Origin of the sequence: Marinactinospora rubrisoli (assembly GCF_042664915.1) — a bacterium.
GTDB classification, from domain to species: domain Bacteria; phylum Actinomycetota; class Actinomycetes; order Streptosporangiales; family Streptosporangiaceae; genus Marinitenerispora; species Marinitenerispora rubrisoli.
Genome location: NZ_JBHTBH010000001.1, coordinates 740,122 through 757,603 on the forward strand (window position 1 = coordinate 740,122; position 17,482 = coordinate 757,603).

Below are 17,482 nucleotides of genomic sequence, written 5' to 3' on the forward strand. Positions count from 1 at the left end.
GCATGAGCACCTACAACCGCGCCAACGCCACGTTCGGCGGGTACGCCGCCGCACTGGGGATCGTGGTGCTGATCGTCCTGGCCATGGCCCTCGTGGTCGCCGGCCGCACCCGAGAGCACATCCCGAGCGTCGACTACACGGCCGACCTGATCGCGCTGCGGGACGTCGCGCCCTACACCACGTACGCGCCGGAGGAGGTGCCCGAGGGCTGGGTGCCCACCAGCACCCTCCTGGACACCGGCGGGGCGCTGCCCGGCGAGGAGCCCACCGCGCCCGTCTCCTGGACCCTGGGCTTCGCGACCCCCGCCGACCGGCACGCCGAGCTGGCCATCAGCGACGCACCGCACGAGCGGTTCGTGGCCACCGCCACGGAGAACGGCGAGCCGGACGGCACGGCGGAGGTGGCCGGCAGCACCTGGGACCGGTACGTCAACGCGGCCGGTGACCACCGGGCCCTGGTGCTGCGGGACGGGGACGCCACCGTCGTCGTCTCGGGCAGCTCGGACTACGCGGAGCTCGCGGAACTCGCGGCGTCGCTGCGCCCCGACGGCGGCTGACCGGGCCGGTGCCGTGGGCTCCGTCACCCGGCGTGCCGGCGCGATTTCGGCGCGATTTAACGTGCCCATGAGGTTTCCTCGGGTACACCTGGGAGTCCACGACCCCAGGGCGCGATCAGGGCGTCCCAGCACGGAGTTGATACCAGGTGTTCAGCGAGATTGTCGATTGGTTCAAGGGCCTGTTCGGTGACGCGGCCGAGACCGCCGGTGGGGCCGTCGAGACGGCGGTCCAGGGAGCCGACGGCCTCACCGGAGGCGCGGCCGGCGACATCGCCCAGGTCGCGGGCGACCACTACGGCGAGCAGTTCCAGGAGGCGACCGCCGGAATGCAGGAGACCGCCGCCGCGGCCCAGGAGGCCTACGCCGACCCCGCGGCGGCCGCCCAGGAGCAGTTCCAGGAGGCCGCCGGCGGCTATGTGGAGACGGCCGAGCAGGCCGTCCAGGACCCGGCGGGCACGGCCACCGACGCGATCCGGGACCGGCTGGCCGACAACGGCTGACCGGCGATGACCGGGCGAAGGCCGCCGCCCCGTGGGGCGGCGGCCTTCGTGGTCCGCAGTCCGCGCCGGCGCATGCCGCGCCGCGCGGTGTCAGGAGCCGACGGCCTCGGCGCGCAGGTCGCGGCGGAGCTCCTTCGGCAGGGAGAACGTCAGGCTCTCCTGGGCGGTCTCCACCTCGTCCACGCTGTCGAAGCCGTACTCGGCGAGCCGGCGGAGCAGGTCCTGCACCAGGATGTCCGGCACCGAGGCGCCGCTGGTCACGCCGACCGTGCCGACGCCCTCCAGCCAGGACTCTTGCATGAGGGAGGCGTTGTCGATCAGGTGCGCGGCGCCGGCGCCCGCCTCCAGGGCCACCTCGACCAGCCGCACCGAGTTGGAGGAGTTGTCGGAGCCGACGACGATCACCAGATCGCACTCCGCCGCCATCTCCTTCACCGCGGCCTGGCGGTTGGAGGTGGCGTAGCAGATGTCGTCACTGGGCGGGTCCAGCAGGTTGGGGAAGCGCCGGCGCAGCGCGTCGACCGTGGCGTTGGTCTCGTCCACCGAGAGCGTGGTCTGCGACAGCCACGAGACGTTGTCGGGGTTGCGCACCCGCACCTTGTCGACCTCGTCCGGGCCGTCGACGACCTGGATGTGCTCGGGCGCTTCACCGCTGGTGCCCTCGACCTCCTCGTGGCCGGCGTGGCCGATGAGGATGATGTCGCGGTCCTCGGCCGCGAACCGCTTGGCCTCCTTGTGGACCTTGGTGACCAGCGGGCACGTGGCGTCGATGGTCTTCAGCCGCCGCTGGGCGGCCTCTTCGTGCACCATGGGGGAGACCCCGTGCGCGGAGAACACGACGATGGCGCCCTCGGGGACCTCGTCGGTCTCCTCCACGAAGATGGCGCCCCGCTCCTCCAGCGTGCGAACGACGTGCGTGTTGTGCACGATCTGCTTGCGCACGTAGATGGGCGCTCCGTACTGTTCCAGCGCTTTCTCGACCGTGACGACGGCGCGGTCGACCCCGGCGCAGTAGCCGCGAGGCTTGGCGAGCAGGACACGGCGGCGATTCGTCGCAGTCATGGCACCCATGGTAGGGCCTGTACCGGGGGCGCGGTCCGGTGCGGGGGCGCCCCCGGCGGCGGGAGGACCGGCCCGGCGCACGCGTCGCGCCGGGCGGGGCGGCGCTGCGGTAACGCGCGGGCCTCACCCCGCTTCCGAACTGGCGAAGACCGGGCTTCACAAGCTCCGCGAGCGCGAGAAACTCCCCTATTCTGGCTTATCTGCGAAACGAAACAGCGCCGTGCCAGCGGTTCGCACGTTCCGGGCAGCCGACCCCTCGCCGTCCCGAGGAGGCGCGCCGCACCACACCCCCGACCGCCAGCAGCAGGAGTCCCCGAGTCCCATGTCGAATGCCAGCAAGATCTCCGAGAAGGTCCGGCGCGTCTTCGCCACGTTGAGCCGGCGAGCCCGGCAGGCCGGTGATCGGCTGCTCCGGCCGACCGGGGCCGGCACGCCCGCGAAGCCCGCCGCCGAGACCCCGGCTCCGCCCGCGTCCGCCCCCGAGACCGCGACCGCCACCCCCGCCCCGTCCACCGCGCCCGCTGCCCCCGCCGCCGTCCCTGAGCCGGCCGGCGACACGCCGCAGCGGGCCGACGGCACGACCGCGCCGGGCGGGGAGCGGCCCGAGTCCGCCGCCCCCGGAACCCCCGCCGATGCCGCACCGGCCCCGGAGCCCACGGCCGCCGAGGAGCTGGTGAAGCCCGAGGAGAAGGCCGAGATCGCCGCGGAGCTCGCCAGCGCCAACGCCGAGACGGTCGCCGCCGACAGCTCCGTCTTCGTCGACGCGGTCGCCGCCGCCAAGGCCGCCGAGCGGGACGAGCCCGCCGCCGAGACCCCGGAGCGGGCCGCCACCGCCGCCGAGACCGCCGACGCCACGACCGCGGAGCCGTCATCCGCCGCCGAGCTGCCGGTGCCCAACTACGACGAGCTCACGCTGCCCTCCGTCCGTGCCCGGCTCCGCAAACTCACCATCGACCAGGTGCGGGCGCTGCGGGACTACGAGGCGGCGCACGCCGACCGCCCCGAGTTCCTCCGCATGTACGGCAACCGCATCGCCAAGCTGGAGTCGGAGGCCGCCGCCGAGTAGCGGGCCGGTCGCCTGGCCGGGGCGGCAGCGGCGGGGTGGCCCGGGTGTGTCGGCATCCTCCTCTAGGCTCGACAGATATGGGGATGCAGAGTTCCGCCGAGTCACCGCAGCCGGTGCGCGTCGTCCTCCAGGCGGTGGGCGGCTGGATCGGGCGGCTCGGCCGGATCTGGGTCGAGGGCCAGATCGCCGAGCTGAACCGCCGCGGCGGCACGGCGTTCATGACGCTGCGCGACACCGTCGCCAACGTGTCGGTGCGCGTCGTGTGCCCGGTGCGGGTCCTGGAGGCGGTCGCCCCCGCCCCGCAGGCCGGGGCGCGCGTGGTGGTCCACGCCAAGCCCGACTTCTACGTCGCCCGGGGCACCTTCTCGCTCCTGGCCCTGGAAGTCCGGCACGTGGGGCTGGGCGAGCTGCTGGCCCGGCTGGAGCAACTGCGCGGCACGCTCGCCGCCGAAGGACTCTTCGCCGACTCCCGTAAGCGGCGGCTGCCGTTCCTGCCGGGCGCCGTCGGGCTGATCTGCGGCCGCGGCTCGGCCGCCGAGCGCGACGTCCTGGAGAACGGCCGGCGGCGCTGGCCCGCGGTGCGGTTCGAGGTCCGGGAGGTGGCGGTGCAAGGGGACCGCGCCGTCGGCGAGGTCACGAACGCGCTCAAGGATCTCGACGGGAACCCGGAGATCGACGTCATCGTCATCGCCCGCGGCGGCGGGTCGCTGGAAGACCTGCTGCCGTTCTCCGACGAGGCCCTCGTGCGCGCGGTCGCGGCCGCCCGGACCCCCGTCGTCAGCGCGATCGGGCACGAGCAGGACAACCCGCTGCTCGACCTGGTGGCCGACGTGCGGGCCTCCACCCCCACCGACGCGGCCAAGCGGGTGGTGCCCGACGTCGGAGAACAGTTCGAGCTCGTGCGGCAGCTGCGCGAACGCGGCCGCAGGGTCATCCTCGGCGGCATCGCGCGCGAGGAGGCGTGGCTCGCGGGCATGCGGTCCCGCCCGGTGCTGGCGAGCCCGCTGCGCGAGATCGACCGGCTCACCGAGCAGGTCGCCGGCCTGCGGGACCGCGCCCGACGGTGCGTCGACACGGCGGTGACCCGCGCCGAGGACGACCTCGCCCACACCCGGGCCCGGCTGCGCGCGCTGTCGCCGGCCACCACGCTGGCCCGTGGCTACGCCGTCGTGCAGCGCTCCGACGGCACGGTGGTGCGTTCCGCCGAGCAGGTCACCACCGGGGAGACGCTGCGGGTGCGCTTCGCCGAGGACGGCATCACCGTGACCGCCGGCGACAGGATCGACCAGGAGGGGGACGCATGACAGCGACCAACGACACCGGCGGCGCCGGACCGAGCGAACCCGAACTCGGCTACGAGGAGGCCCGCGAGCAGCTCACCGCGGTCGTCCGCCAGCTGGAGTCCGGGGGGCTCTCGCTCAAGGACTCCCTCGCCCTGTGGGAGCGCGGCGAGCGGCTGGCCCGGGTCTGTGAGGAGTGGCTGGAGGGCGCCCGCGCCAAGCTGGCCGTCGCTCTCGCCGAGAAGGAGCCGGCGGAGGAGAACGGGCCGGCCGAGGCGCCGTTCTAGCCGACGGGCCGCCGCGTCTCAGGAGGCCGCGGAGTCCGTCCGGCCCCGGCGGCCGGAGTCCCGGCCCCGGCGGGCCGGACGGCCGCTGAGCTCGTCGCCGAGCTCCCGGATGTTGGCGGGCAGTCCCCGGAACGCCGTGATCGCCAGGACGATCCCGGTGCCGAGGAACAGTGACGGCGCGATGTCGGCGAGCCGGGTCGCCAGGCCGATCAGGACGGCGCGCACGAAACCGTCGCTGCCGAGGGTGAGGACGGCCTCCGCCGCCAGCACACCGGTGAAGTAGCCGAGCGGCGGGCTCACCGCGAGCGCGAGCAGGTCGCCCGGGCGCACCAGGAACGCCGCCAGCACGCACACCACCACGAACGTGATGCTCGTGGCCGACGGCACGCCGGCCAGCCGCTCCAGCAACGCGGCGCCGAACGTGGCGAGCACCAGGGCGAGGATCGCGCCGCGCGCCGTCAGCCGGAGCCGGGAGACCGTGGCCGGCCGTGCGGAGCGCCCGCGCTGCGGGCGGCGCCGTCCGCGGGGCGAGTGAGCCGTATCGCGTGGGACCGGGGTGCCGTCCGCGTCGTGGGTCGCGATCACCGTGTGCTCCTTCAGCCGCCTCACCGCGTCCAGTGTGTCACTTCGGCGGCGAAATCCGGATCCTCCCCGGCCTCTGTGTCGGTACCCCCGCCGTTGACGGCGGAGCCGTACAACCGGACGCGCACGTCGTCCCGGCGGTCGTCCGCGTCCTCCCGCGGCGCCGGGCCGCCGTCCAGGAGGCCGTCCTGCGCGCCGCCGCGCGAGGTGAGTTCCGGGGCGGTGAGCGGGCGCGCCTGCTCCCCGACGCCCTCCGGCGCGTCCAGCTCCTCATCCGCCAGCCCGAGTTCGCTGAACCTGCGGGCGGTCACCAGGACCCGGCTCTCCAGGGAGCCGACGGTCTGGTTGTAGGCGGTGACCGTCCGCGTCAGGGCGCGGCCGAGACCGTCGACGTGCCCGCCCAGGGTGGCCAGCCGCCCGTGCAACTGCTTGCCCAGTTCGAACACCGTCCGGGCGTTCGCGCTCAGGGCCTCCTGCTGCCACGCGTACTGCGCGGTGCGCAGCAGGGAGATGAGCGTGGTCGGGGTGGCGATGTGCACCCGCCTGGCCATCGCGTACTCCAGCAGGCCGGGGTCCCGGTCCAGCGCCGGGGCCAGGAACGCCTCGCCCGGAATGAACAGGACGACGAACTCGGGTGCGGGGCTGAACGCCGCCCAGTACGACTTCGCCGCGAGCTGGTCGACGTGCGTGCGCAGGTGGCGGGCGTGCGCGTCGAGCCGGGCGGAGGCGTGGCCGGGGTCGTCGCTCTCCACCGCCTCCAGGTACGCGGCGAGCGACACCTTCGAGTCGACGACGATGCTCTTGCCGCCGGCGAGCCGCACCACCATGTCCGGCCGCCGGACGCCGTCCGGCGTCTCGGCGCTCGCCTGCTCCTCGAAGTCGCAGTGGGCGGCCATCCCGGCCAGTTCGGCCACCCGGCGCAGTTGCAGCTCGCCCCACCGCCCGCGCGCCTCCGGGCGGCGCAGCGCGGTGACCAGTGCCTGGGTCTGGTCCCGCAGCCGCTCCGAGCCCTCGCGGACGTACTCCACCTGCTTGGCGAGTTCGGCGTGCGCGGCCCGCCGCCCGGCGTCCACCTCGCGGAGCTGGACCTCCACCCGGGCAAGGGTCTCCTTGAGCGGCGCGACCAGGTGCTCGACGGCCTGGCGGCGCTGGTCGAGTTCGTGACCGGCGGCCTGGTTGGCCGCGCGCAGCCGGCCTTCGGCGAGTTCCAGGAAGCGCTGGTTGGTGGCGTCCAGGGCCTGCGCCGAGAGTGCCCGGAAGCGTTCGGCGAGCTGTTCCTCGATGTAGGCCGCGCGCTCCTCGGCGGCGCGGGCGTCGGCGCGCGACTCCGCCTCGCGGCCCCTGGCGAGCATCCAGCCGACCAGCGTGCCGAGCGCGACTCCCACCAGCAGTACGAGTATCAGGTTGAGGCCGTCCATAGCGGCCCATGCTCTCAACCCGGGGGGCGGCGCGGGAATCGCCACGCGCGGCGGCCGGCGCGTCGTGCCGCCGGATTCGGGGATCCGCCCGAGCGCAACGGTGGCCCGTCCGGGCCGCCGTTCCGCCCGGACGGACGGGAGACCGGGGCCGGCGCCGGGCGACCCGGCAGGTCAGCCCGTGGGCGGCCGGCAGGCGTCGATCGCGCTCCGCCAGTTGTCCGCCGCGCGCCAGAAACCGGGGGCGGGGGGCTCGGGCGCGAACATCCACATCCGGTCACGGGATCCGTAGCCGCGGCCGGTGATCTCGGGGCGTGGGGGGTAGGGCGTCGCGCCGGACAGGTGGTACCAGCCGTAGTCGAGCGGCTCCAGAAGCGCCATCAGCCGCTCCTCGACGCCGCGGTCCGGCAGCACCTCGCAGAAGACCCACGGCCGGAACCGGCGCAGGACCTCCAGACCGCCGGCGATGACGTCCGGCTCGGTGGTCTCGGTGTCGATCTTGATGACCGCGGGCACCACCCCGGCCCGCTCCCGCCAGCGCGCGAGGGTGTCCAGCCGTACCGGTATCCGGCCCACCTCGCGGCGGAAGCCCTCGGCCAGCGAGTTGGAGGCGTCGGTCGTCGCGGACAGCCGCAGTGTGGCCGTTCCGCTGTGGTTGCTCAGGGCCAGTTCCTCGACCCGGAAGCCGAGTTCGTTGTCGGCCGCGATGGCGCGGGCGGTCGCCGCGACGTCGGGGGTGGGCTCGAACGCGTAGACGTCGCGGTAGGTGCGGGCGGCGGCGAGCGCCGCGTAGACCCCGATGTTGGCGCCCACGTCCAGTACCGCGCCGGGGCGGCCGTGCTCCAGGGCGGCCAGGAAACAGGCGAGCGTCTCGGGCTCGTAGCCCGCGAGGCCGCGTTCGGCCAGGCGCTTGGCCACCCAGAGCTCGCCCGGCGAGCGGACGGTCAGCGTGGGCGGCCCGATCGGAGAGCCGCCATCGCGAACCGGCAGTGCGAGCTCGAATCGTCTGATGTTCGGTGGTAGTCGGTCCGGATTGATGCCGCCCAGCCGTTCCGGCAGGTGCATGCGGATCCGTCGTGCCGCGCGCCGGACTGTGGGATGACGCCGGACGAACGCGCGTACCTGGTCAGGTACCACTGAAAGCCCCCAAGGTGGCAGACACGGATTCCGTGCGCCCGGGGCCGACCCGAACGCGGCCGGACCGGCGTCCGGCCGATCCGGCCGGCGCCGCCGGCACGGTCGGCGGGAGCGCGGCCGGCGGAGCGGCGAGCACGGCGTACACGGCGAAAGCGGTCAACTGTCAGCACTGCAGGCACCGCCGAGGCAGTAGATACGGATCGTGTCCGGATCGTCCCTGTTCGGACACGTACGGAACCCGGGCCGTTCCGCGGTGTAACGACGGTACCCGCGCACCCTGGCGGAACGCGGGCCATTTCATCCAAAGATCACCGTCGTGTCACCGAATCGTCCGACGCGGCAGCGCCTCGCGTCATCCGCCGCACGCCGCCGGGAGCGACTCGCCACCGACACATTCCCGTCACCGCCCTAGACTCGAACTCCGTGAGTCTCTCTATCGGGATCGTCGGCCTGCCGAACGTCGGCAAGTCCACGCTGTTCAACGCGCTGACCAAGAACGACGCTCTGGCCGCGAACTATCCGTTCGCCACCATCGAGCCCAACATCGGAGTCGTGGGTGTGCCCGACTCCCGGCTCCGCAAGCTGGCGGAGATCTTCGAGTCGGCCAAGGTCATCCCGGCCACGGTCAGCTTCGTCGACATCGCCGGCATCGTCCGCGGCGCCTCCAAGGGGGAGGGGCTGGGCAACCAGTTCCTCGCCAACATCCGCGAGACCGACGCCATCTGCCAGGTCATCCGGGCGTTCGCCGACCCCGACGTCACGCACGTCGACGGCGAGATCGACGCCGGCCGCGACATCGAGACCATCAACACCGAGCTCATCCTCGCGGACCTGCAGACACTGGAGAAGGCGCTGCCTCGGCTGCGGAAGGAGGCGAAGACCAACGCCAAGGACAAGGACCGGCAGCGGCTCGCCGCCGCGGCCGAGGCGGCACAGGAGGTCCTGAACGAGGGGCGTGCGCTCTCGACCGGGGGGCCCGCGGCCGGCATCGACCTCGCGGACCTCCGGGAGCTGAACCTGCTCACCGTCAAGCCGTTCATCTACGTCTTCAACCTCGACTCCGATGAACTGGCCAACGAGGAACTGCGCAAGAGGCTCTCGGACCTCGTCGCGCCCGCCGAGGCGATCTTCCTGGACGCCAAGATCGAGGCCGAGCTGGCCGAACTGGACGACGACGAGGCGGCGGAGCTGCTCGAATCCATGGGGCAGAGCGAGTCCGGTCTCGCCCAGCTGGCGCGTGTTGGCTTCGCCACACTTGGCCTGCAGACCTACCTTACGGCCGGCCCGAAAGAGGCCCGTGCCTGGACCATTAGGAAGGGAGCCACGGCTCCGGAGGCCGCCGGCGTCATCCACACGGACTTCCAGCGCGGCTTCATCAAGGCCGAGGTGGTGTCCTTCGATGACCTGGTCGAAGCCGGGAACACGCAGGCCGCGCGGGCCGCGGGCAAGGTCCGGATGGAGGGCAAGGACTACGTCATGCACGACGGTGACGTGGTGGAGTTCCGCTTCAACGTGTAGGTGACTCTTTCGTCACCCGCGAAAGCCGGGCCGACCAGCGCCTCCGCGCCACACTTGGCTAACTGATCAGCGAATTCCTCCTTTCCGGGCCTCCCGCAAAACCGGCGGTGACCTTGCCTCATTGTCCCGCTTCGTGGTCCCATGCGCCTCGACGCGGCATTGTGGCAGTCCGGTACGAGCCGGTGGAAAACGGGCCGGAGGAAAACACGATCGCGTAATAGCCATGGAGATCCCGGGTCATGCCGCACCATAGAGGATGGGGTAGACAGGCCGCGGGAAACAACGCCTGCGTGGCCGGGAACGTAGTCGGCGCTGCGTGGCCGGGAACGTAGACGGCGCCGCGTGGCCGGGAACGCACGATCTGGGTGCCCCTGGGCAGGCTCGGGTGTGGATGGAGGCGCGATGGCTCGCAAGTCGACCTCGGGGCGGGGCGCCGCCATGCCGGACGACGCCGCCGTCCCGGCGGCCGGCGGCTGGGCGGACGGTGCGCACGACACCGGTCGGCAGCGCGGCCGGCCGCGGCGCCCGCGCGCCGGTGCCGGCGGGCGCTGGTGGGTGTGGGTGGGGCGGGCCTTTCTGTGGGCCTTCATCCTCGTCGTGCTCTTCAACGGGGTGTGGCAGCCGCTCCGCTCCGGCCTGGCCCAGCCCGACCCCAGGGAGCCGGAGCCGGCCGACACCGTCGACTTCCCGCAGACCGCCGCGGCCGCGTTCGCCGTCCGGTTCGCGGAGGTCTACCTCAACTCCGCGCCCGGCGGTGGCAACGAGCGCGCCGACGCCCTGGCGGCCTTCCTCCCCGAGGGGCGCGCGACATCGCTCAACATCACCGGTGGCGAGCTGACCGGCGACAACATCGAGGTCATCGCGGTCGACGCCCAAGACGACAACAACGCCGTCGTCACCCTCAGCGCCGACGTCAACGGCCAGCCGGTGAGTCTGGACGTGCCCGTCTACGCCGAGGACGGCGGCGCCGCCCTCGTCGTCTCGGGGCAGCCGGCCCTGCTCGCCGCGCCCGGCCGGGCGCAACTCCCCGAGGCGCCCGGTGTCGAGAGCGACGTGGACGCCCGCGACGAGCTCGAACCCATCCTGGAGGGCTTCTTCGAGGCGTACGCGCAGACCCCCGAACACCTCTCCCGCTACCTTGAGCCCGACGCCGAGGTCGCCGCGCTGCCGGCCGGCACCGTCGAGTTCGCCGACCTGCGCGACCTCACCGTCCCCTCGGCGGCGGGCGCGGGCTCCGCCGACACCCGGCAGGTCCGCGCCACCGTCGTGTGGCGGCTCGCCGGAGGGGAGAACGCCGACAACGCCGCCGAACTCGCCCAGAGCTACCAGTTGACCGTCGTCAGGGAAGGCGAAAACTGGTACGTCCGTGACATCCACGGCGCCCCGAACTCGTTCGACTGAGCAGGCCCGGACGCCCGGCGACTCGATGACCAGAACCGACCCGGCGTGGGCACCAGTAAGGAGACGTGACAGAACATGCAGCTGAGATCTGAGCCTCAGGGGGGCGGACGCTAGATGCTCCCCCTGTTTTCCAGCGTCACGCACGCCGCCGCCGATACCTTGGTCCCCGTCGTGCTGGCCGCGAGCGTGGACGGGCCGGATACCTCGGGACTGGCCGACTGGCTGCGCGGATTCTTCGGGCCGCTGTTTCTCGTGATCGTGTCGATCGTCGCGATCTTCTTCCTCTTCACCCGGGAGATCACGCGGTTCGCGCAGTTCATCATTCTGGCGATCTTCATCGGAATCGTTTTCTACGTGCCGGGGATCATCGAAGTCATCGCGGTGGCGATCGCGCGGGCCATGGGCGTGACGACCGAGTAGGAGGGCCGGGACGTGGACCTGCCCACGTACACCAACATCTGGCGGATCGAGAAGCGGCTGTACAAGCTGTACGATTTCCGGCTGCCCACGCCGCTTCCGCTGGTCACGTTCGGTGTCTGGCTGGGCGTCACGTTGGTGTGGATGGTGCTGATGAGCATCATCGGCGTGCCGTTCCACACGCCGTGGCACGTCCTGTGGATCGTCCCCCCGTTCGTCATCGCCTTCCTCATGACCCGGCCCGTCATCGAGGGCAAGCGCCTCACCGAACTGCTCCTCTCCCAGGGGCGCTACCTCGCCGAGGCGCGGGTGTACACCCGGCTGGCCCCCCAGTACGAGCCCGCGGAGATCACCGTGACGGCCCGCGTCTGGCACCGCGACCCGGCGGCCGGGCCGCTGCCCGAGGTGCACCGTACGAAAGTGCGCCTCGCGGCCCGGCGCGCGACGGCCGTGGCGCCCGGACGGGCCGGTGCGCGGCCGGTCGAGTCGGCGGATCCTGAGCGCGCGGACGCCCGGCCCGCGGCTCCCGAACCCGTGGCTCCCGAGCCCGTGGGGACCGACGAGGCGGTCCGTGCGGCGGCAGCCCCCACGGAGCAGCCCCCCGGGCCCGCGGAGCGCGCCCCCGCGCCGGCCGAGACCGTCCCCCCGCAGCCGGCCGTCGGCGCCGCGACGGAGCAGGTCCCCGCGAAACGCTCCATCGGGCTGCGGGTCCTCAACTACTTCGGGTTCGCACTGCCGCGTCCCGCAGAGGACGCGGTCCCCGAGCGTGCGCGGCCCGCGGCCGCCCGGGGCGAACTCGGCACCGTGAAGCGCCGCGAAGAGGCGCCGAGCATGCTGCCGGCTCCCCCCGCCCCCACGACGCCCGGTGACGCGGACGCCGACCCCGACCCCGCGGACGCCGCCCGGCCACGCGCCGACGCGAACCCCTGGCTGTCGGCGGCGCGCCCTTCTCCGGGCGGGCCGCCGCCTCCGTACCCGGCCGAGAGCACCGGCACCGCCCCGGACACCGCGGAGAGCGAGCGGGTCGCGGCCCGGCGGCGGGCCGAGGAGATCATGGCCGCACCGGCGCCCGGCAGTGGGCACGCGGAGGTGCCTCAGGCGCGGTCGCGGCCCGCCGGGACGCCCGGCCCGGAGGCGCCCGACGTCGGCATGCTGACCGCTCCCGGCGACATCACCACCCCCCGCGAACGGGTCGTCGCACGTCAACGCGCCGAGGCGTCCGGGCACGAGCCGACCCCGGAGCGCGACCCGTGGCGCGGCCGCGAGGCCCAGCGCCGGCTGCGCGGGCGCGCCCAGGGGGCCGAGGTCGCCCGCCGCCTCCAGCGCGAGCGCGCGGCCGCCGAACCACCGGCCGTGGAACCGGCCCGTGGACTCGGCGCACCCGCCACCCCGGACGAGGCGCACGAGCAGCGGCCCTCCGGCCGGCAGCGTCCCCGCCCGCACGCCGCACCGTGGGAACTGTCGGCGGTCGCTCCGGACGGCCCGGCGCAGCAGGACGGAACCGCTGTGGCCAACGGCCTCGCCGACTCCCGGCCCACCACGGGCCCGGCCGAGTCGACCGATCTGTCCTCTCTGCCCCCCGGAGCCGCCGCACCGGCCGACTTCCCCGACCCCGGCCCCGCGGTCCCCGCCGCGCCGGAGGCGGCTCCCGACACGACCGGAGCCGCCTCTTCGCACCCTGCCGACGGCACGTCCGCCACCGGTCCCGCCGGGTGGACCGCACCGCCGGAAGCGGACGCTTTCGCGCCCGGCGTCGACGCGCCCGGCCAGGGGCAGGGCGGCGCCACGGGGCACGGTGCGGCCACCACGTCCAGTGAGGGACCCGCGCAGCCGGAAGACGACGCGAGCGGCGAGCCGCGCCCGCCGGGCCGTGGCGCTCCGTCCGGGCGGGAACCCGAAGCCGCCGTCCCGGACGGCCCGGCGGCTCCGGACGCCGGGCACCCGGGCGATCCATCCCCGCTGCCGGGCCGGGACGGCGGCCCCGCGTCGGCGCTGGTGATCCCGGCCAAGCCACCCCTGGAACTCGACCACGGCACCGGAGAACACGAGAGCTTCACCGACGTCGCCGAACCGGGACCCCGCATGACACTCGGCGAGCTGCAGGCCGCCGAGCGGGCCGCCTTCCTCCGGCGGCGTGGTGCGGACGCCACGCCGCGCGCCGCCGCCGCGGCGGCCGAGAACGCCGCCATGGCCGAATCCCACGGCGTCGAAGCGCCGGACGCCGCCGCGAGCCCGGAGCAGCGGGCCGGCGGGCCGGAAGACGAGGCCCGGACCGCCGGTTCCGCTCCGGGGCCGGTGGCCGAACAGAACGGTGCCGCTCCGGCCGGCGAGTCCGCCCGCGAGCCGGGCGCCTTCGAACGCGTGGCGCGCAACACCCGTAAGCTCGGGCAGCTGTTCGCTCCCGCCTCCGGCGGATCCGGTGCCTCCGGCGGCGAGACCGCCGGGCCACGGCCGCCGGAGCACGAGGCCACCGCCAAGCCCGGTCTGGAGCTCGACCACGGCACCGGAGAGCAGGAGGTGCTCACCGGGCGGATCCAGGTGGTGCCGGACGACGGCACCGCCGTGTCCCCGGCCGACGTCCCGGGTGTCCCCCGCACCGACGCGCCGGGACGCGACCCGGACCAGCGGCCCGCCGCCGACGCCGCCCCACAGCCCCCCGCCGTCCCCTCACCGCCGGGCGGCACCCGCGGCTGGCGGCGGCTGGCCCGGGTGGTCACCGGTGGCAACACCGCCGCGTCGCGGTCCGAGCTGCCCCCCGCCGACCTGGACCGGCTGCGCAGCCGCTTCGAGGGCACCCGCCGCATCGTCGTACTCGGCTGCACCGGCGGGGCCGGCCAGACCGTCACCACACTGATGCTCGGCCACACCCTCGCCGCGCACCGCGACGGGCGCGTCGTGGCGGTCGACGTCAACCCGGGCGCCGGCGCGCTGTCCCGCCGGATCCGCACCGAGACCCCGGAGACCCTCACCTCCCTGCTCGCCAACGCCGAGGACGTGCACGGCTACCTCGCCATGCGCGGCTACACGTCGCAGTCGAGCTCCGGCCTGGAGGTCGTCGCCACGCTGGACGACCCGTACGTGCAGACGCTGGACGACCGCGACTACGCCGGTCTCACCGGGCTGCTGGAACGGTTCTACGAGGTCACCCTGCTCGACCCCGCGGCCACCGGCGTCGCGCGCGCGCTGCCGATCGCCGACGCGCTCGTGCTGGTCGCGCCGGCCAGCGCCGACGCCGCCCGCGCGGTCGCGATGACCTTCGAGTGGCTGGACGGGCACGGATACGCCCACCTGCGAGCGAAGGCCGTCATGGTGGTCAACGGGGTGAGCAAGCGCAGCCTCGCCGACGTCGACGCCGCCGAACAGGTGGCGCGCGGCCGATGCCGCGCCATCGTGCGGGTGCCGTGGGACGACCATCTCGCCACGGCGCGCGGCGTCGTCGATGTCGGCGAGACCGCCGCGCTGCGGGCCACCACCCGGCGGGCGCACGCCGCCCTCGGCGGGGTGCTCATGTCGGGTTTCACCGGGACCGGGACCTCCGGCCCCCGGACGTCGTCGGAGGTGCGGAGGTGACCGGGCGACGGCCCGGCCGGCCGGGGGCGGCGGGACGATCCAGGGCGGGTGCCGGGCGACCCCGGTGCGGCACCCCGTGAGCACAGCCGGAACAACGCAGCTCCAGCACACCCCGTGGGAGGGCAGCCAATGAACGGCAGCAGGGGCGCCACCAGACTGGCGGTCCGCTACTTCGACGACCGCATCCTGCTCAGCGACACCGAAGCGTGGGCCTACTTCCGGCTGCCCACCGTGTCGTACGAGTTCGCCACCCCCGAAGAGCGCGAGGCCCTCGCCACGAACATCACCATCGCGCTCGCCGCCATCCGGATGAACGACGCCGAGGTGCACCTGCGGGTCGCGCACCGCACCTACCCGGCCGCGTCATGGGCCACCCGGCTGAACCGCACCTCCGACTCCGGGCCCGGCTGGTACGACTACCTCGACGAGATGTACCGGCACGTCTGGGCCAAGGACTTCTGGACGAAGGAGGTCTACCTCGGCGTCCGGCTCGGGCAGCGCGGGGTGCGCGCCCAGCTCTCCCAAGGCGTGTTCGCGCAGCTGTTCGGCGCCTACCAGCGCACCGAACAGGTCCTCGGACTGGAGGACGACGCCATCGACGCCCGCGAGATCGCCCGGTGGACCGAGCAGGCCGAACGGCTCGGCCGCGCGCTCGCCGCCAGCTCGCTGCACGCCCGCCACGCCACGTCCACCCAGCTCGCGTGGCTGATCCGGCACGCCGTCACCGGCACCATCGAGGAGCCCCGCCGGTCCGCCGCCGGCCGCCGGACGTGGGGCCGCGGGGAGATCGAGGCGCTCGTCGAGGGCGTCATCCACAACGGGCGGTCGATGCTGCGGCTGGAGCAGCCGACCGGCTCCACCTACGTCGCACACCTCTCCTTCTCCCGCTTCCCCGACCTGATGCCGTTCCCCGACGGCGAGCCGTGGCTGCACTACAGCGACGCGCTCCCGTTCCCGGTCGAGGCGTCGCTGCGCATGAAGCTCGTCCCGCCGGCCAAGGCCAGCAAGGACGTCGGCCGCAAGCTGGCGCACGCCCGGGACATGGACGCCCACATCCGGGAGGCGGGGGTGGAGGCGCCGCTCGCGCTGGCCGAGCAGATCGACGCGGCGCGGATGCTGGAACACGGCATCACCAAGGAACGGCTGCCGTTCGTGTACGGCTGGCACCGGCTGATGGTGTCGGCCCCCACCGAGGACCTGCTGGTGCAGCGGGTCGAGGCGGTCGTCGAGCACTACCGCGACATCGGGATCGACGTGGTCAACTCCACGGGAGACCAGTTCTCGCTGTTCTGCGAGTCGCTGCCCGGCGACCGGATCCGGCTGAACGCCTACGCGCAGCGCCAGCCGCTGCGCACCATCGCCGGCGGAATGCCGACCGCGACGATGGAACTCGGCGACCGGCCCGACTCCTCGGGGGCCGGCTGGGTCGGCCCGTACGTCGGCGAGACACTGGGGCGGGCCCGCTCGATCGTGCACTTCGACCCGATGGTCGCCGCCGCCCGCAACCGCCCCACGGCCATCGCGATCACCGGCGAACCGGGCGGGGGCAAGACGACGCTCGCGCTGCTGCTCATCTACCAGCTCGCGCTGCGCGGCGTCACCGTGGCCGCCATCGACCCCAAGGGCGACGCGGAGTCGCTGGTCCGCCTGCTCCGCCGCCGCGGCCGGCGCGCCCGCGTCATGTCGCTCGGCTCGGCCGAACCGGGGCTGCTGGACCCGTTCGGGTTCGGGGACGACCTCCCCACCAAGAAGACGATGGCCACGGAGACGCTGCGGCTGCTGCTCCCGCGGATGAGCGAGGAACGCGAGTCGGCGATGATCCAGGCGGTCGCGGCGGTCGCCAACCAGCCGCGGCCCAGCCTCGCCAAGGTGGTCGACTACCTGGAGTCGTCGTCGGACCCGGCGTCGCGCAACCTGGGCGCGGTGCTGCGGTCGATGTCGGAGATGCGGCTGGCGAGCCTGTGCTTCGACCCGCAGGGCGAGCACCAGGTCGACAGCGAGGGCTGGACCACCGTGTTCACGCTCGGCGGCCTCACACTGCCCGACTCCGCGATCCAGCGGGACGACTACAGCTACGAGCAGCGACTCAGCGTCGCCCTGCTCTACCTGGTCAGCCAGTTCGCCCGGCGGCTGATGAACGGCCTGGACCGCAGGCTGCCCAAGGCCATCTTCCTGGACGAGGCGTGGGCGGTCACCTCCACCCCGGAGGGCGCCAAACTCGTGCCGGAGGTGTCCCGGATGGGCCGCTCACGTAACACGGCGCTGATCCTCGTCAGCCAGAACGCCGGCGACCTCCTGAACGAACAGGTCACCAACTGCCTGTCCTCGGTGTTCGCCTTCCGCTCCTCCGAACGGGTCGAGGTCGACAACGTCATGGCGCTGCTCGGGGTCGACCCCTCGGAGGAACACCGCGCCATGCTTCGCAATCTCGGCAACGGCGAGTGCATCTTCCGCGACCTCGACGGCCGCGCCGGACGCATCGCCGTCGACCTGGTGTCGGAGGAACTGCTCAGGTGGCTCGACACCAACCCCACGAGACAACGGCCCGACGCTGATGACGCCGAGGAGGATGCTGCTTTGGTCGGCACGGGGCAGGAGCTGCGGCCATGAACCCACACCCGGGAAACCCACCAACCTCGGGCCGCCCACCCGGCCCGTCCACCCCCGCCACCGCGGCGGGCACCGCCGAC

14 protein-coding genes are annotated in these 17,482 nt (G+C 73.7%); 10 read left to right on the plus strand and 4 right to left on the minus strand.

Features of this window, described 5'->3' with window-relative positions:
• The first annotated feature begins 2 nt into the window (after positions 1-2).
• A complete protein-coding gene (locus ACFQRF_RS03350; RefSeq protein ID WP_379868666.1) occupies positions 3-557 on the plus strand; it encodes a DUF4245 domain-containing protein in 555 nt (184 codons plus the stop codon).
• Positions 558-703: 146 nt separating this feature from the next.
• The gene (locus ACFQRF_RS03355; protein WP_379868667.1) at positions 704-1,057 is read left to right on the plus strand and encodes a hypothetical protein; all 354 of its coding nucleotides are present in this window, start codon (positions 704-706) and stop codon (positions 1,055-1,057) included.
• A gap of 90 nt (positions 1,058-1,147) precedes the next feature.
• On the opposite strand, the gene ACFQRF_RS03360 is transcribed toward ACFQRF_RS03355, so the two are convergent.
• On the minus strand, positions 1,148-2,119 hold the full coding sequence (locus ACFQRF_RS03360) for a 4-hydroxy-3-methylbut-2-enyl diphosphate reductase (RefSeq protein ID WP_379868668.1): 972 nt from the start codon (positions 2,117-2,119) through the stop codon (positions 1,148-1,150).
• 322 nt (positions 2,120-2,441) lie between these two features.
• Here ACFQRF_RS03360 and ACFQRF_RS03365 point away from each other — a divergent pair, with 322 nt between their 5' ends.
• The 3 genes from ACFQRF_RS03365 to ACFQRF_RS03375 all read left to right on the plus strand — a co-directional run bounded on the left by ACFQRF_RS03365 (position 2,442) and on the right by ACFQRF_RS03375 (position 4,752).
• On the plus strand, positions 2,442-3,185 hold the full coding sequence (locus ACFQRF_RS03365) for a DUF8129 domain-containing protein (protein ID WP_379868669.1): 744 nt from the start codon (positions 2,442-2,444) through the stop codon (positions 3,183-3,185).
• A gap of 77 nt (positions 3,186-3,262) precedes the next feature.
• Positions 3,263-4,489: an exodeoxyribonuclease VII large subunit gene (gene xseA, locus ACFQRF_RS03370; protein WP_379868670.1), complete on the plus strand. Its 1,227-nt coding sequence runs from the start codon at positions 3,263-3,265 to the stop codon at positions 4,487-4,489.
• A complete protein-coding gene (locus ACFQRF_RS03375) occupies positions 4,486-4,752 on the plus strand; it encodes an exodeoxyribonuclease VII small subunit (protein ID WP_379868671.1) in 267 nt (88 codons plus the stop codon). The genes xseA and ACFQRF_RS03375 overlap by 4 nt, the downstream gene beginning before the upstream one ends.
• Positions 4,753-4,770: 18 nt before the next feature.
• On the opposite strand, the gene ACFQRF_RS03380 is transcribed toward ACFQRF_RS03375, so the two are convergent.
• From ACFQRF_RS03380 to ACFQRF_RS03390, 3 genes are all read right to left on the minus strand, one after another.
• Complete coding sequence (locus ACFQRF_RS03380; protein ID WP_379868673.1) at positions 4,771-5,361, minus strand: DUF6542 domain-containing protein; 591 nt, start codon at positions 5,359-5,361, stop codon at positions 4,771-4,773.
• Positions 5,358-6,752 carry a DNA recombination protein RmuC gene (locus ACFQRF_RS03385; RefSeq protein WP_379868674.1) on the minus strand — a complete coding sequence of 465 codons (1,395 nt, stop codon included), beginning with the start codon at positions 6,750-6,752 and terminating at the stop codon, positions 5,358-5,360. Before ACFQRF_RS03385 ends, ACFQRF_RS03380 begins: the two co-directional genes overlap by 4 nt.
• Positions 6,753-6,923: 171 nt before the next feature.
• The gene (locus tag ACFQRF_RS03390) at positions 6,924-7,886 is read right to left on the minus strand and encodes an FkbM family methyltransferase (protein WP_379868676.1); all 963 of its coding nucleotides are present in this window, start codon (positions 7,884-7,886) and stop codon (positions 6,924-6,926) included.
• A 423-nt stretch (positions 7,887-8,309) separates the two neighbouring features.
• Between ACFQRF_RS03390 and ychF the strand changes: the two genes are divergently transcribed.
• From ychF to ACFQRF_RS03415, 5 genes are all read left to right on the plus strand, one after another.
• Positions 8,310-9,404, plus strand: a complete 1,095-nt coding sequence (gene ychF / locus ACFQRF_RS03395; RefSeq protein WP_379868678.1) for a redox-regulated ATPase YchF — start codon at positions 8,310-8,312, stop codon at positions 9,402-9,404.
• A 402-nt stretch (positions 9,405-9,806) separates the two neighbouring features.
• Complete coding sequence (locus tag ACFQRF_RS03400; RefSeq protein ID WP_379868679.1) at positions 9,807-10,805, plus strand: conjugal transfer protein; 999 nt, start codon at positions 9,807-9,809, stop codon at positions 10,803-10,805.
• Between the two features lie 114 nt (positions 10,806-10,919).
• Positions 10,920-11,225: a hypothetical protein gene (locus ACFQRF_RS03405; protein WP_379868680.1), complete on the plus strand. Its 306-nt coding sequence runs from the start codon at positions 10,920-10,922 to the stop codon at positions 11,223-11,225.
• A 12-nt stretch (positions 11,226-11,237) separates the two neighbouring features.
• Positions 11,238-14,792 carry a TcpE family conjugal transfer membrane protein gene (locus tag ACFQRF_RS03410; RefSeq protein ID WP_379868682.1) on the plus strand — a complete coding sequence of 1,185 codons (3,555 nt, stop codon included), beginning with the start codon at positions 11,238-11,240 and terminating at the stop codon, positions 14,790-14,792.
• Between the two features lie 129 nt (positions 14,793-14,921).
• Positions 14,922-17,402, plus strand: coding sequence for an ATP-binding protein (locus tag ACFQRF_RS03415; RefSeq protein WP_379868683.1), 2,481 nt, complete (start codon positions 14,922-14,924; stop codon positions 17,400-17,402).
• Positions 17,403-17,482 lie beyond the last annotated feature (80 nt).